Raw genomic sequence first — 15537 nt, 5'->3', positions numbered from 1 at the left:
CGCGGGATTGGCCATTGGGTATAACGCGATATAGCGTTAACTCGTGATGGGTGATCGGGGTGAGGGTATGTCAGCCGAGCTCTTGGGTTCGGGTACGTCGTCCGAGGTGCGGGCCGCGCATGCGGACCGGGACCGCGTCGTGGAGGTGCTGACCGCTGCCGCGGGGGACGGCCGGCTGACCGCCGAGGAGCTCGACGAACGGGTCGGGGCCGCGCTGTCCGCCCGGACCATGGGGGAGTTGGCCGCGCTGACCGGCGATCTGCCCGTCGTGGCCGAGGCGAAGGATGTCGTCCGTATCGAGCAGGAGGGCAGCTCGATCCGGCGGGACGGTGCCTGGGCGGTGCCGCGGCGGCTGGCGATCGAGTCGACCTGGGGCGACGTGACGCTCGACTTCACCGAGGCCGTCATCACGTACGACGCCCTGCGCATCGAGCTCGACATGCAGGGCGGCACGCTGCGGCTGGTGACGCGGCCGGGCGTCGTGGTGGACACCGACGCCCTGGTCACGGACTACTCCACGATCAGGACGCGCGGGTCCAGAGGTGCGGACGGGCCCGTGGTGCTGCGTGTGGAGGTGTGCGGTCGCCTCAGCTACGGCCGGGTCGTGACACGCGCTCCTCGGCGAGGCTTCCGGCGCTGACCGCTCAGCCCGTGTGCACGCGTGGCCGGCGTGCGGGGTCCGGTTCCGCCGCGCGCAGCACCTCCCGGGTGACCGGGGCGATCTCGCCCTGGCCGAAGAGGAAGAACCGCAGGAAGTTGGCGAAGGGGTCGCCCTCGGTCCACTCGAAGTAGATGTGCGGGATGCAGCCGGTGGTGTCGCGGACGTGCAGCAGCAGCGCAGCCAGGGAGTTGGAGATGGAGGAGGACTCCAGCGTCAGGACCCGGTAGCGGTTGTGCATGACCTCGCCGCGCACCGCCAGACCGGACTCGAACTCGGACGGGTCGGTGACCGTCACCTCGACGAAGACGAAGTCCTCGTGGCCGGGGACGTCGTTGTCCTGGCGGATCTGCTCGATCTTGTCGCGGTACTCGGCGATGTCGCGCCGGTCGGGCTCGTTGGCGATGAACCGGATCTTGCGGCTGGCGATGTCCCGGACGAATCGTTCCGCCATGTCGTCGAGCGTCACGCTGGTCACCCGCAGCTCGAAGGCGCGGGCCAGCCGGGAGGCCAGGGAGAGGATCATGATGCCCGCGATGAAGCAGGCGCCGATCTTCACACCGTCCGGGCGCTCGATGATGTTCAGGACCGTCGTGTAGAGGAACACCGCCGAGATCACCGCGAAGGCGATCGTCCAGTTGCGCTGGCCGGCCTTCCGCGCGGCGATGGTCACCGCGATCGCGGCCGAGCTGATCAGCACCAGCACGCCGGTGGCGTACGCGCCGCCCTGGGCGTCGACGTCGGCGTCGAAGATCCAGGTGACCAGGAAGCCGATCAGGGTGAAGACGATGACCATCGGGCGCACGGCGCGGGCCCAGTGCGGAGCCATGCCGTAGCGGGGTAGATAGCGGGGCATCAGGTTGAGCAGTCCGGCCATCGCGGAGGCACCGGCGAACCACAGGATGGCGATCGTCGAGACGTCGTAGACCGTGCCGAAGGCGTTGCCCAGGTAGTCGTGCGCCAGATAGGCGAGGGCGCGGCCGTTGGCCTTGCCGCCCTCCTCGAACTCCTGCTCCGGGATCAGGAGGGTGGTGATGAAACTGGTCGTGATCAGGAAGCCGCTCATGATCAGTGCGGCCGTCGTGAGCAGCTTCTTGGTACCCCGGATCCGGCCCCTGGGGTCCTCTTCGGTGTCCCCCGCCTCGCCCTTGACGTGCGGCATCACGGCGACGCCGGTCTCGAAGCCGGACAGGCCCAGGGCGAGCTTGGGGAAGACGATCAGGGCCATGCCGATCATGACGAAGACGTTGCCGTGCTCGGCGGTCAGGGCGTTCGACCAGTCGGTGACGACATGCCCCTCGGTGATGACGTGCCACAGGCCGACGACCACGACGACGGCGTTCAGTGCCAGGTAGGCCCCCACCAGAGCCACCGCGACGCCGATCGCCTCCAGAAAGCCCTTGAGGAACACCGCGCCGAGCAGCGCGATGAGCACGAGGGTGATCAGCAGCTGCTTGTCGTGCAGCGCATCGTGCAGCTGCGGGTTCTCCACCAGGTGGGTCGAGGCGTCCGCGGCCGAGAGGGTGATGGTGATCAGGAAGTCGGTGGCGGCGAAGCCGAGCAGGGTCAGGACGAAGAGCTTGCCCTTCCAGAAGGTGAGCAGCCGCTCCAGCATCGCGATCGAGCCCTGTCCGTGCGGGCTCTCCTCGGCCACCCTCCGGTACACCGGCAGCGCGCCCGCCAGGGTGACGATCACAAGGACGATGGTCGCGACGGGCGACAGCAGACCGGCCGCGAGCGCGGCAATGCCGGGCTGGTAGCCGAGGGTCGAGAAGTAGTCCACACCGGTCAGGCACATCACCCGGTACCAGGGCTGGCCCTCCTGCGGGGGCGCCGGCTGGGCGTGGGGCCCCTGGGGGCCGCCGCCCTTGCCGATGTCGGACAGCCCCTCCAGCATCCAGGCGCGCAGGCGACTGGGCGGCGGATGCTCGGTGGTGGCCATCGGCGTGCTCCTGATGTACGGCTTGCGTGCGGTTCCGGCCATCACGCGGACGGCGCCCTCAGCGTATGCGGAGAGTGACGCATGGGCCCGCGCATCAGGGGGCCATCGGCGTCAAGCTTCCGTTAAGAACGGCCGTTGGGGCGTGGGCAGCACATCGCGAAAGCAGCTCGGGGGCGACCGTGTGCCGACTGCGCAGTATGGGGGATGAGTGCGGCCGTACTCAGGGGTGGACACCGAGTGTCATGTCGTACGCCGTCTCCCGGCCGTCTCGCAGGAACGTGATCCGGAGCCGGAGGGCGGTCAGTGAGCCGTGGGTGCGGGTGCCGTCGGGGCTCGGGCCGTAGGCGCCGCCGCCCCGGTCCTCGTACGCGTTGCCCAGGTCGTCCTCGGCGGAAAGGACGAGGAGCAGGGGCCACCGCTGTCGGAGTCGGGCAGCGCCGGCGTGATCGTGCAGTGGAGGTGAAGGAGTCTTCGGCCCGTTTCGGCCGGGTGATCGCCAGTGAGCGGCGGTCGGCCAGGACGCGGCCGTTCCTGGCCGTCGCCGCCCAGGCGTGGCCGGACATGGCGAGTCCGGCCGGGCCGCCCCAGGGGGCGGACAGCCACGAGGCGTCCGGGCCGAGGTCGTGCACGGCGTCCATGTCCGCCGGCTCCAGGCGGCGTACGGTCACGCCGAACGGGACCGGGGCGGACTGCGGCTCGGCCTGCCGGGTTCAGATCATGCGCTCCCAGGGGGTGAGCCGTCCGAAGGCCGCGCCCAGCGCGGGCAGGAAGCGGGCGGGGGGTCGATCCGGCTGCCCGCCAGTGGCGCCAGGACGTCGGGCGTGAGCTGCTCGGGGGAGCCGCGCAGGACGACATGGCCGGCGCACGACGTCGCGACGGCTCGCGGCTGGAGGGCGCGGTCGGCCCACCAGCGTCCGACGCCGGTCGCCAGCACATGCTCGCCGATGGCGGCGGGACCGGGGTACCCGCGGGCAACCAATGGGTCAGGGTGGGCAGCTCACGGGGAGAGAGTTCGATCATCGACGCCTCACGGGCGGGTGATACGGGCGGGACGGTGATCGGGATCGTCGCGCTCCTTCTCACCCGCCCCGGGGACAGGTGTCGGCGCGTGGCTCAGCGCTGACCGGCCTTGCTGCCGTGATTTGCCTTCTTCTTGCGGGCGCGCTTCGACATGTACGTCAACTTCCTTTTTATGGAACGGACTTCAAGCGCCGCGGCCCACGAGGAGGTCGGCGAGCTTGTTGAGGCGCCTGACCATGCGGTCCTCGGTGACGCGAGGATCGGCGGCGAACACCGTGAGGGCCAGCTGGGACTGGGCGTAGGCGGCGAGCCGGGAGTAGCGGCGGGCGCGGTTCGGGTCGGCCCACTGGATGGACGCCGTGCGGTGCAGGGAGGAGGACACGCTGACCACGCGGCCGCCCGGGTCGCTGGTGAGCGCCGGCTCCAGCAGGCAGGTCAGCAGGTAGTGGGCCAGGAAGTTGACCTGGAAGGCGATTTCGTTGCCGTCGGCGGTGATGGTGTGCCGCTCCGGCGCGGCCATGCCCACGTTGTTGACCAGCACGTCCAGGTGCGGGTGCTCGGCGACCACCCGGCGGGCGAGCGTCTCGACCTCGTCGAGGCGGGTGAAGTCGGCGGCAAACGTGCACAGTTGGCCGGCGTCGATGCCATCGGTGGCGATGAGGCGGTCGGCGGCGGCGCGCGACTCCTCGGTGGTACGGCCGTGCAGCAGCACGGTTGCGCCGCGCGCGGCGAGGTGCCGTGCGGTCTCGAGGCCGATGCCGGAGGTGGCACCGGTGACCAGGACGGTACGGGACGACAGGGTGGAGTCGGGCATGATCCAATCCCGGTTTCTGCGACACGTGGCACGAGCCCTTGTTCTGGAGGGGGCCGGCGGGCGTGCGGGATGAAAGGAAGAAAGAGGGGCGCCGGACGAATTCACGGCGCCCCTCGGGTCAGGGAACGCGCGTCAGCGGGACGCGGGCGTTTCCGGGCAGCGCGGCGCACGAGTCAGCGGCCGAGTGGGACTCGGCGGCCGGTCGAGGTGGAGCCAGGCGCTGTTCACGGGTTCCACGGAAGCCGTACCGCACGCCCCGGGCAAGCCGGAAACGCCTCCTCTGACGGGCTTTTGACGTGCGCATACGTGTCCTTGACGGGCGTCGGCCCAGGACAGCGGGCGCGGCTCAGCCGAGGCCGGACACCCCTGAGATCACCAGGTCGATCATGCCGGCGAAGGCAGCACGAGTCCGCCGAGGCCGTAGCGAAGCAGGTTGCGGCGTGGCAGGTCGTGGGCCGACACGGACGGGTAGCGCACGCCGCGCAGGGCATTCGTCAAGGCAGTGTCAACTTCCGGGCGACAGGCGCCAGGGAGGCGTCAAGGCACCTGACCGCGGGCGTACGGAGCGCTTCGCTGGGACGTGATGAACGACGTACCGCGCGGACGACTGAAGGTCTATCTCGGGGCCGCTCCAGGGGTCGGCAAGACCTACCGCATGCTCGACGAGGCGCGGCGCCGTGCCGCCCGCGGAGCCGACGTGGTCGTCGGGTTCACGGAGAGCCACGGGCGGCCGCGTACCGCGGCGATGCTGGACGGTCTGGAGGTCGTGCCGCGGGTGCGGTGTGCCTATCGCGGCGGGGAGTTCGAGGAGATGGACCTCGCTGCCGTCCTTCAGCGCCGCCCCCAGGTCGCGGTGGTCGACGAGCTCGCCCATACCAACGTGCCCGGCGGTGGCCGCAACCCCAAGCGCCGGCACGACGTCGAGGAACTGCTCGCCGCCGGCATCGACGTCATCACGGCGGTCAACATCCAGCATCTGGAGTCCCTCAAGGACGTGGTGGAGAAGATCACCGGGGTGCCGCAGCGCGAGACCGTGCCCGACGACGTCGTACGCCGGGCCCAACAGGTGGAGTTGGTCGACATCCCGCCCGAGGAGCTGCGCCGCCGCATGGCGCACGGCAACATCTACGCCCCGGAGAAGATCGACGCGGCCCTCGCCAACTACTTCCGCCCCGGGAACCTCACGGCACTGCGGTAGTTGGCGCTGCTGTGGGTGGCCGACCGGGTCGACGATGCCCTGCAGACCTATCGGGCCGAGCACGGGATCGGGGGCGTCTGGGAGACCCGGGAGCGGGTGGTGGTCGCCCTGACGGGCGGGCCCGAGGGCGACACCCTCATCCGGCGGGCCGCCCGGATCGCCGACCGGTCGGCGGGCGGGGACCTGCTCGCCGTGCACGTGGCCCGCAGCGACGGACTGGCCGCCGGTGTCTTGCACGCCTCCCTCGCGCGGCAGCGCCGGCTCGTGGAGGACCTCGGCGGCAGCTACCACTCGGTCGTCGGCGACGACATCGTCGGCACGCTGGTGGAGTTCGCCCGTGCCGAGAACGCCACCCAGCTCGTCCTCGGCTCCAGCCGGCGCGGACGTCTGGAGCGGTTCCTGACCGGGCTCGGGAGGGGGGAGCGGGTCGTCGCCCTGTCCGGGGACATCGACGTCCACCAGGTCACGCACGAGCGGGCCGGGCGCGGCACCCTGTTGCCGTCCCGGCGTCGCACGCTGTCCCGGGCCCGGCTGATCGCGGGGCCGGTCGCCGGTCTGGTGCTGCCGGTGCTGCTCACCGCGGTCCTCGCCCAGTTGCGCGGCACCTTCAATCTCACCAGCGAGGCACTGCTGTTCCTGCTCGCGGTGGTGGGTGTCGCCTGCATAGGCGGCGTCGTCTCGGCCGTGATCGCGTCCGTCACGGCGTCCCTGCTGCTCAACTACTGGTTCATCCCGCCCGTCGGCCAGTTCACGCTGGGCGATCCCGACGCCCTGCTGGCGCTCGGGGTCTTCGCACTGGTCGCGGCCACGGTGGCCGGGGTCGTCGACCGGTCGCTGCGGCTGTCGCGCCGCGCGGCACGCGCCACCGCCGAGGCGGAGACCATGTCCTCGCCGGCCGGCAGCATCGTGCGCGGCGGGCAGACCATCCCGGCCCTGCTGGAACGGACGCGGGAGACCTTCGGCGTGGCGTCGGCGGAGCTGGTCGACCGCCCGCCGGACGCGGCGGACGGGGCAACCGTCGTCCCGGCGGGGCCCGGTGGCTTCCTGGTGCTGCGCGGCGGCGCCTGTCGTCGTCCGAGCGGCGGGTGCTCGCCGTGCTCGCCGCGCACGTGGGGTCGGCGGCCGAACGGGCCCGGCTCGCCGAGGCGATGAGCGGCACCCTCACCCCCGAGGACACCCCCGGCGGCGGGCTGATCACGGTGGTCTCACTGCCGCTGGCCGAGCCGGCCGGGCGGGGTGGAGAGACGGAACGTACGGGGCCGGCCTTTCGTGACCGACAGGATGGCAACTCTCCACCTGCACAGGGGTCGGCGGTCGGGGCCGCGGGGCGGCGGTCCTGCACAGTCGAACGACACCCTGGCCGGTCTGTGTCCGGACGCGCCGGGCTTCGACTGGCGGCCGCCGCAAGGGCGGGTGCCGACGGCGGGGGACCAGGTGGTGCCAGCGACGACCCGGCGGGGTCTGAAGGTCCTGATGACCGGCGTGCAGCCCCATCCGCCGGATCGGCGGGGCTGAAGCCCAGCTCTACCAGGGGTATTGGAGCTGGTTATTGGACCTACTCGGGGTTATTCGAGCCCCGACACCTTGAACACCGTCCGCGCGGTCTCGCGGTCGATTCGCTCAGCCACGCGGTTCAGCGCGGTCTTCCCGCACAGCAGCGACCCGCACGCCTCCGACTTGTGGACGTCCTCGTCGAGGCGGTACCGCAGTTCGGGGTTGGCGACGAGGACCTGGGGGTCGATCTCGACGCGCTCGCCGAAAGCGTCGCGCAGCACCAGCCGCTGGGCGACGCCGTCCAGGCAGCGGACGGATACCAGCAGGTCGGTGCGGACGGTCCGGGTGCGCAGCAGCGAACGCGACTGCAGCCAGCCCGCCCCGCTGAGACGCGGGGCGGACACAGCACCACGAAGAGCAGCGCCGCGAGGGCGCACCACAGGGCGGTGCGCCCTGGGGTGAGGGTGCCGGCGCCCCAGTCGATGAGGAGCAGGAGGGCCAGGAGTACGGCCGCGCAGCGGACCGCGCTGTGCAGGTCCCGCGTCCAGCCGTGGTCGTACACCTCGGCGCCGGAGTGCCGTTCGGGTGCGGGGGAGAGATCGTGTCGCACGTCGTCGGGGGGTTCCATACCGCTGACGCTAAGGACCGGGGGAGCCGGGTCGACCCCGCTTGACGGGACTCTGACGGGTGCCCGGTTGATTCTTGACGCCGTCCCAGCGGGGCCCTGAGCCTCCGCGCATCCCCGTCAAAAACTCGTCAGGGTCGGCCGGATCAGTGCGAAGAACGCGCAAGGAACAGTCGAACACCGCCGGATCCGGACAGAACCTGGGTGCACCGCGCAGGGCAGGCCCCGCGCGGTCGTTCACACCGTACGAAGGAGCACCCACCCATGTCCGTACTGACCGCCGAACCGGGCGCCGCACCCTCCGACGAGGAGCCGCCCGATACCGGTGAGCGGCATCGCCTCACCGCCCTCACCGGCCTGGCCGCGCTGTCGCTGGACGCGATGGCGTCGGTGGCGTACGGGCCCGAGGCGATCGTGCTCGTGCTGGCCGCCGCCGGTGCGCACGGCCTCGGCTTCACCCTGCCGGTGACCCTGGCCATCGCGGGCCTGCTGGCCGTGCTGGTGGCCTCTTACCGCCAGGTGATCGCGGCGTTCCCGGACGGCGGCGGGTCGTACGCAGTCGCCAAGAAGCATCTGGGTGCGCGCACCAGCCTGGTGGCCGCGGCCTCGCTCGTCCTGGACTACGTCCTCAACGTGGCCGTCGCCGTCACCGCGGGCGTGGCCGCTCTGACCTCGGCCTTTCCGGCGCTCTACGACGAGCGGCTGTGGCTGTGCCTGGTGGTGCTCGCGCTGATCACGGCGGTCAACCTGCGCGGCATCGTGGAGTCGGCGAAGGCGTTCATCGTGCCGACCGTGGTCTTCGTCGGCTCGATCTTCGTCCTGATCGGCGTCGGGCTCTTCCGGTCCGAACCGGTGAGCACGGTCACCGCGCAGGGACACGCCTCGGTCCTGGCCGACGACGCCACCACCGTGGGCGCCCTGCTGCTGCTCAAGGCCTTCGCCTCCGGATGCAGCGCGCTGACCGGCGTCGAGGCCATCGCCAACGCCGTGCCCTCCTTCCGGGTCCCGCGCGCCAAGCGGGCCCAGCGCGCGGAGGTCGCCCTCGGCGCCGTGCTCGGCGTGATGCTGATCGGCCTGTCGGTGCTGATCTCCCGGTTCCACCTCCAGCAGGTCGACGGCGTCACCGTCCTCGCCCAGCTCGCGGACGCCTCGCTCGGCCACAACTGGGCGTTCTACGTCATCCAGTTCGCCACGATGATCCTGCTCGCCCTCTCCGCGAACACCTCCTTCGGTGGCCTCCCCGTGCTGCTGAAGCTGCTCGCCCGCGACAACTACCTGCCGCACGTCTTCGCCCTCAAGGCCGACCGCCAGGTCCACCGGCACGGCGTACTCGCCCTCGCCCTGGTCTCCGCCGCACTGCTGCTCTTCTCCGGCGGCGACACCAACACCCTCGTGCCGCTGTTCGCCATCGGTGTCTTCGTCGGCTTCACCATCGCCCAGGTGGGCATGGTCCGGCACTGGCGCGAGGAGCGCGGGCCGGGCCGGCGGGCCAAGGCGGCGCTCAACGGCTTCGGCGGGCTGCTGACCGGCGTCTCGGCCGCCGTCGTCACGGCGACCAAGTTCGAGGAGGGCGCCTGGCTGATCGTGATCGCCCTGCCCCTGCTGGTCGTGGCCTTCCAGACCGTGCACCGCGCCTACATCCGGATCGGCGAGCGGCTCGGCCTCGGCCACATCCCCGAGGTCCCGCACCGCGACCGGTCGGTTGTGATCGTGCCGGTCTCCTCCCTCTCCCGGCTCACCTCTCAGGCCCTCACGGCCGCCGCCTCCCTGGGCGAGGAGGTTCGCGCGGTCACCGTCTGCTACCCCGCCCCCGAGGACCGGGCCCAGCTGCACGCCCTCGAGCACGACTGGGCCGAGTGGGACCCCGGCGTGCCGCTGGTCAAGCTGAACTCCGAGCGCCGCACCCTGGGCCGGCCGATAGCCGAGTACGTCCGAGACGTCACCGTGGCGGAGCCGGGCACCCAGATCACCGTGCTCATCCCGGAGACCGAGCCGGAGCGGCCCTGGCAGCGGCTGCTGCAGAACCAGCGCGGCGCCGTCGTGGCGCACGCACTGCGCCGGGACACCGACGCGGTGATCTGCCGCTTGCGGTTCCGGCTGACCTGACATTCGAAAGGGCGCCGTAAGAGTCCCGTCAAAGCCGCGCAGTACCCCGTAAGGGAGCCGTCAATGACGGTCGAATCCAGCCACAGACGCGGTTTCCTCTAACCGTCCTTGTCCAACCGAACCTCGACTCCAGGAGCTCACGATGGCCGATCTGGCCTTCGTCGTCACCACGGTCGCGCTCTTCGCGCTGGTGGCCCTCGTCGCCAAGGGGGTGACGAAGCTGTGACCGCCGAAAACGTCGTCGGCCTGATCGTGGCCGTCGCCCTGCTGGGCTATCTCGTCCTCGCCCTGATCTTCCCGGAGAGGTTCTGAGCACTGACATGGGTCCCGTCCTTGCCGGCGTCCTCCAGCTGCTCGCTCTCATAGGCGCGCTGGCGATCATCCACGTCCCCCTCGGCAACTACATGGCCAAGGTCTACTCCTCCGACCGGCACTGGCGCGTCGAGAAGTGGATCTACAAGGGCATTGGCGCCAACCCCGACACCGAGATGCGCTGGACCGCGTACCTGCGCGGTGTCCTCGCCTTCTCGGCGGCTGGTGTCCTCTTCCTCTACCTGCTGCAGCGGCTCCAGGGCGTCCTGCCCGGCTCGCTCGGCTTCTCCTCGATCGACCCGGACCAGGCGTTCAACACCGCCGTGTCCTTCGTGACCAACACCAACTGGCAGTCGTACTACGGCGAACAGGCCATGGGCCATGTCGTGCAGACCGGCGGTCTGGCGGTGCAGAACTTCGTCTCCGCGGCCGCCGGCATGGCCGTCGCCGTCGCTCTCGTACGGGGCTTCGCGCGGTCGCGCTCCGGTGAACTCGGGAACTTCTGGGCGGACATGGCGCGCGGTGTCACGCGCATCCTGCTGCCACTGGCGTTCGTCGCCGCGATCGTGCTGGTCGCCTGCGGTGCCATCCAGAACTTCTCCGGCGTCCACGAGGTCGGTCAGTTCATGGGCGGCTCGCAGCAGTGGAACGGCGGCGCGGTCGCCTCGCAGGAGGCCATCAAGGAGCTGGGCACCAACGGCGGCGGCTACTTCAACGCCAACAGCGCCCACCCCTTCGAGAACCCGACCCCGTTCTCGAACCTCTTCGAGATCTTCCTGCTGCTCGCCATCCCGTTCTCGCTGCCGCGCACCTTCGGCGTGCTGGTCGGCTCGGTCAAGCAGGGCTACGCGATCCTCGCGACCATGGCCACCATCTGGATCGCCTTCATCGGGCTGATGTGGTGGACCGAGTTCGCGCACCGCGCCCCGGCGTTCGAGATCGCCGGCGCGTCGATGGAGGGCAAGGAGGTCCGCTTCGGCATCGGCGCCTCGTCGATCTTCGCGGTGTCGACGACGCTCACCTCCACCGGTGCCGTGGACTCCTTCCACTCCTCGTACACCGGCCTCGGCGGCGGCATCACTCTGCTCGGCATGATGCTCGGTGAGATCGCGCCCGGTGGTGTGGGCTCCGGCCTCTACGGCATTCTGATCATGGCGATCATCGCGGTGTTCATCGCCGGTCTGATGGTCGGCCGGACGCCCGAGTACCTGGGCAAGAAGATCGGCACCCGCGAGATCAAGCTGGCGGCCTGCTACATCCTGATCACCCCGGCGCTGGTGCTGATCGGCACCGCCTTCGCGATGGCGCTGCCGACCCCGGCGAACTCCATGACCAACAGCGGGGCGCACGGATTCTCCGAGATCCTTTACGCCTACACGTCCGCCTCGAACAACAACGGCTCGGCCTTCGCCGGCCTGAACGCGGACACGCAGTGGTTCAACACCACGCTCGGCATCGCCATGCTGCTCGGTCGGCTCGTGCCGATGGTGTTCGTGCTGGCGCTCGCCGGATCGCTCGGCGAGCAGCGGCCGGTGCCCGTCACCGCGGGCACCCTGCGCACCGAGAAGCCGCTGTTCACGGGCCTGTTGGTGGGCGCGATCCTGATCATCACCGGCCTGACGTACTTCCCGGCCCTCGCGCTCGGGCCGCTGGCCGAAGGGCTGGCGTGATGACCACTCGTACAGCGAATCAAGAGGACTCCATGTCCACAGCCACTCCGACCCGGGCGCCGCACAGCGACGTACCCACCGGGCACAAGTCCCCCGAGGGCCGTGTCGGCGCGGGCCTCTTCGACCCCAAGCAGCTCGTGAAGTCGCTGCCGGACGCCTTCCGCAAGCTCGACCCGCGGGTGCTGGTCAAGTCGCCCGTGATGTTCGTGGTGTGGATCGGCTCCGTCCTGACCACCGTCTTCTCCTTCACGGACCCGGGCGACTGGTTCGGCTGGACGATCAGCGTCTGGCTGTGGCTGACGGTGATCTTCGCCAACCTGGCCGAGGCGGTCGCCGAGGGCCGCGGCAAGGCACAGGCCGACACCCTGCGCAAGGCCAAGACGGACACCGTCGCCCGACGGCTCGTCGACGGCCGTGAGGAGCGGGTGCCGGGTACCGAGCTGAGCATCGGCGACCTGGTCGTCTGCGAGGCCGGCGACATCATCCCCGGCGACGGTGACGTCGTCGAGGGCGTGGCGAGCGTCGACGAGTCGGCGATCACCGGTGAGTCGGCGCCGGTCATCCGTGAGTCCGGCGGCGACCGCAGTGCGGTCACCGGCGGTACGAAGGTGCTCTCCGACCGGATCGTCATCAAGATCACGACGAAGCCGGGCGAGACCTTCATCGACCGGATGATCGGCCTCGTCGAGGGCGCCGCGCGGCAGAAGACGCCGAACGAGATCGCGCTGAACATCCTGCTGGCGTCCCTCACGATCGTCTTCCTCCTCGCGGTGGCGACCCTGCCGCCGTTCGCCGACTACGCGGGCACCCATCTGACGATGGTCGTGCTGGTCGCCCTGCTGGTCTGCCTCATCCCGACGACGATCGGCGCGCTGTTGTCCGCGATCGGCATCGCCGGCATGGACCGCCTGGTGCAGCGCAATGTGCTGGCCATGTCGGGCCGTGCGGTCGAGGCCGCCGGTGACGTCTCCACGCTGCTGCTCGACAAGACCGGCACCATCACGCTCGGCAACCGCCAGGCGGCGGAGTTCGTGCCGGTGCGCGGCACGACCGAGGCCCAGGTCGCGGACGCCGCCCAGCTGTCGTCGCTGGCCGACGAGACACCCGAGGGCCGCTCCATCGTCGTACTGGCGAAGGAGAAGTACGGCCTGCGCGAGCGCCACCAGGGCGAACTGGCCGGTGCCGAGTGGATCGAGTTCACCGCCCAGACCCGGATGTCGGGTGTGGACGTCGACGGCCGGAGGATCCGCAAGGGTGCGGCCGGTTCGGTGATCACCTGGGTCGAGGAACGCGGCGGCGCGGTCGCCGAGGACGCGGACACGCTCGCCGACAAGATTGCCGAGGCGGGCGGTACGCCACTCCTGGTGGCCGTCGAGGACAGCGCCGGGGCCCGGGTCCTGGGCGTCATCCACCTCAAGGACGTCGTCAAGGACGGCATGCGCGAGCGGTTCGAGGAACTGCGCCGCATGGGCATCAAGACCGTCATGATCACGGGTGACAACCTGCTGACCGCCAAGGCGATCGCCGAGGAGGCGGGCGTCGACGACTTCCTCGCGGAGGCCACTCCCGAGGACAAGATGGCGCTGATCAAGCGGGAGCAGGCCGGCGGCAAGCTGGTCGCGATGACCGGCGACGGCACCAACGACGCCCCGGCGCTGGCGCAGGCGGACGTCGGCGTGGCGATGAACACGGGTACGTCGGCCGCCAAGGAGGCCGGCAACATGGTCGACCTCGACTCCAACCCGACCAAGCTCATCGAGATCGTCGAGATCGGCAAGCAACTCCTCATCACCCGAGGCGCGCTCACGACGTTCTCCATCGCCAACGACGTCGCGAAGTACTTCGCGATCATCCCGGCGCTGTTCGCGGCCGTCTACCCGGGCCTGGACAAGCTCAACATCATGGGCCTGTCCTCGCCGGACTCCGCGATCCTGTCGGCCGTCATCTTCAACGCGCTGATCATCATCGCGCTGGTGCCGCTCGCCCTGAAGGGCGTGCAGTACCGGCCGGTCAGTGCTGACAAGATGCTCCGCCGCAACCTCGGGATCTACGGCCTGGGCGGGCTGATCGCCCCCTTCATCGGTATCAAGATCATCGACATGATCATCTCCCTCATCCCCGGAATCGGCTGATCGCCATGAACAACTCGGTAACCAACACAGCCCGGTTGCTCGGGGCGGGCCTGCGCGCCCTCCTCGTGCTGACCCTGGTGACGGCCGTCATCTACCCGCTGGTCGTCACCGGCATCGCCCAGAGTCTGTTCAACAACAAGGCGAACGGCTCGGAGATCGAGGCGAACGGCCAGGTCGTCGGCTCGTCCCTGATCGGGCAGGCGTACCACCTGCCGTTGAAGGAGGGCCAGGAGACCCCTGAGCCGGACCTGAAGTGGTTCCAGGGACGCCCGCAGAACGGCCTCGGCACCAACGGCGTCAACACCCAGTACAAGCTCATCCTGTCCGGTGCGACCAACCGGTCCGGCGACAACGAAGAGCTCATCCAGTGGGTGAAGGACGCCAAGGCCGCGGTCATCAAGGACAACTCGGTCCCCGGCCACACGGTCAAGCCGTCCGAGGTGCCCGCCGACGCCGTGACGTCGTCCGGGTCCGGCCTGGACCCGAACATCTCCCCGCAGTACGCCGACCTCCAGGTGCACCGGATCGCCGAGCAGAACGGTCTGCCGGTCGCCGAGGTCCAGAAGCTCGTCGACGAGCACACCGAGGGCCGCACCCTCGGGTTCATCGGCGAGCCGCGGGTGAACGTCCTCGAACTCAACGTCGCTCTCAAGGCACTTGTGGCGAAGGGCTGATGGCGTTACCCGACCCGAGCGGGAGTCGGCGGCCCGGAGCACATCCCGGTTCCGTCGGCTCCTGCCGTCACGAAGCCCACGGCCCCCGGTACGACTGGAAAGGCGCATACCCATGACCCGCGTGCTGGTGGTGGAGGACGATCCGCAGCTCGTACGGGCCCTTGTGATCAACATGCAGGCACGCCGGTACGGAGTGGACGCCGCGCCCGACGGCGCCACCGCTCTGCGACTGGCCGCCGCACACCGGCCCGACGTCGTGATGCTCGACCTCGGACTGCCCGACATGGACGGCGTCGACGTGATCAGGGCACTGCGGGGCTGGACCCGTGTCCCGATCCTGGTGCTGTCGGCGCGTCAGGCGTCGGACGAGAAGGTGGCGGCGCTGGACGCGGGCGCCGACGACTACGTCACCAAGCCGTTCAGCATGGATGAGCTCATGGCCCGGCTGCGGGCCGCCGTCCGCCGCACCGAGGACACCCCGCTCGCCCCGGAGACGACGGTGGTGGAGACGGACGGGTTCACCATCGACCTGCTCGCCAAGAAGGTGATCCGGGACGGACGCGACGTACGGCTCACCCCGACCGAATGGCATCTGCTGGAGATCCTGGTCACCAACCCCGGCCGGCTCATCACACAGAAGCACCTGCTCCAGGAGGTCTGGGGTGTCTCCCAGAGCAACAAGACCAACTACCTCCGGGTCTACATGGCCCAACTGCGCCGCAAACTCGAAGCGGACCCCTCGCACCCCCGTCACCTCGTCACCGAACCCGGCATGGGTTACCGCTTCGAAGGATGAACATGGCACGCGGCAAGCTTCGGATCTACCTGGGTGCGGCACCGGGGGTGGGCAAGACGTACGCGATGTTGTCCGAGGCGCACCGGCGGGTGGAGC

At 70.0% G+C, this 15537-nt stretch carries 12 protein-coding genes and 2 pseudogenes; 10 read left to right on the top strand and 4 right to left on the bottom strand.

The window, feature by feature from the left end:
- Positions 1 to 67 precede the first annotated feature (67 nt).
- Positions 68 to 640, top strand: coding sequence for a DUF1707 domain-containing protein (locus tag ACFVJQ_RS42275; RefSeq protein WP_385516970.1), 573 nt, complete (start codon positions 68 to 70; stop codon positions 638 to 640).
- A 4-nt stretch (positions 641 to 644) separates the two neighbouring features.
- Here the strand turns inward: ACFVJQ_RS42275 and ACFVJQ_RS42270 are convergent, their stop codons facing one another.
- Positions 645 to 2600, bottom strand: a complete 1956-nt coding sequence (locus ACFVJQ_RS42270; RefSeq protein WP_385516972.1) for an amino acid transporter — start codon at positions 2598 to 2600, stop codon at positions 645 to 647.
- A 310-nt stretch (positions 2601 to 2910) separates the two neighbouring features.
- Between ACFVJQ_RS42270 and ACFVJQ_RS42265 the strand changes: the two genes are divergently transcribed.
- Complete coding sequence (locus ACFVJQ_RS42265) at positions 2911 to 3063, top strand: hypothetical protein (protein WP_385791023.1); 153 nt, start codon at positions 2911 to 2913, stop codon at positions 3061 to 3063.
- 252 nt (positions 3064 to 3315) lie between these two features.
- On the opposite strand, the gene ACFVJQ_RS42260 is transcribed toward ACFVJQ_RS42265, so the two are convergent.
- Both ACFVJQ_RS42260 and ACFVJQ_RS42255 read right to left on the bottom strand, forming a co-directional pair.
- Positions 3316 to 3579, bottom strand: coding sequence for a hypothetical protein (locus ACFVJQ_RS42260; protein WP_385791021.1), 264 nt, complete (start codon positions 3577 to 3579; stop codon positions 3316 to 3318).
- 288 nt (positions 3580 to 3867) lie between these two features.
- Positions 3868 to 4434, bottom strand: a pseudogene (locus ACFVJQ_RS42255) (SDR family NAD(P)-dependent oxidoreductase); the annotation flags it as partial.
- A 583-nt stretch (positions 4435 to 5017) separates the two neighbouring features.
- Between ACFVJQ_RS42255 and ACFVJQ_RS42250 the strand changes: the two are divergent.
- Positions 5018 to 6780, top strand: a pseudogene (locus tag ACFVJQ_RS42250) (DUF4118 domain-containing protein); the annotation flags it as partial.
- Positions 6781 to 7197: 417 nt separating this feature from the next.
- On the opposite strand, the gene ACFVJQ_RS42245 reads toward ACFVJQ_RS42250, so the two are convergent.
- Entirely contained in the window at positions 7198 to 7530 is a 333-nt protein-coding gene (locus ACFVJQ_RS42245; protein WP_385791036.1) for a hypothetical protein, read from the bottom strand.
- Between the two features lie 485 nt (positions 7531 to 8015).
- On the opposite strand from ACFVJQ_RS42245, the gene ACFVJQ_RS42240 reads away from it, so the two are divergent.
- The 7 genes from ACFVJQ_RS42240 to ACFVJQ_RS42210 form a co-directional block, all read left to right on the top strand.
- Positions 8016 to 9857, top strand: a complete 1842-nt coding sequence (locus ACFVJQ_RS42240; protein ID WP_385791020.1) for an APC family permease — start codon at positions 8016 to 8018, stop codon at positions 9855 to 9857.
- 222 nt (positions 9858 to 10079) lie between these two features.
- The gene (gene kdpF / locus ACFVJQ_RS42235) at positions 10080 to 10169 is read left to right on the top strand and encodes a K(+)-transporting ATPase subunit F (protein ID WP_018566520.1); all 90 of its coding nucleotides are present in this window, start codon (positions 10080 to 10082) and stop codon (positions 10167 to 10169) included.
- 8 nt (positions 10170 to 10177) lie between these two features.
- Positions 10178 to 11839, top strand: coding sequence for a potassium-transporting ATPase subunit KdpA (kdpA, locus tag ACFVJQ_RS42230; RefSeq protein WP_385516979.1), 1662 nt, complete (start codon positions 10178 to 10180; stop codon positions 11837 to 11839).
- Between the two features lie 32 nt (positions 11840 to 11871).
- Entirely contained in the window at positions 11872 to 13971 is a 2100-nt protein-coding gene (kdpB, locus tag ACFVJQ_RS42225) for a potassium-transporting ATPase subunit KdpB (RefSeq protein WP_385791017.1), read from the top strand.
- 5 nt (positions 13972 to 13976) lie between these two features.
- Entirely contained in the window at positions 13977 to 14645 is a 669-nt protein-coding gene (locus tag ACFVJQ_RS42220) for a potassium-transporting ATPase subunit C (protein ID WP_385791015.1), read from the top strand.
- A 112-nt stretch (positions 14646 to 14757) separates the two neighbouring features.
- Positions 14758 to 15441, top strand: coding sequence for a response regulator (locus tag ACFVJQ_RS42215; protein WP_385791013.1), 684 nt, complete (start codon positions 14758 to 14760; stop codon positions 15439 to 15441).
- Positions 15442 to 15443: 2 nt separating this feature from the next.
- Positions 15444 to 15537, top strand: a 94-nt coding sequence (locus ACFVJQ_RS42210) for a hypothetical protein (RefSeq protein WP_385516986.1), incomplete at its 3' end; no start/stop codon positions are given.

Origin of the sequence: Streptomyces sp. NPDC127197 (assembly GCF_042672405.1) — a bacterium.
Classification (GTDB): domain Bacteria; phylum Actinomycetota; class Actinomycetes; order Streptomycetales; family Streptomycetaceae; genus Streptomyces; species Streptomyces flavusporus.
This window is presented reverse-complemented; position numbering and strand designations above follow the sequence as displayed.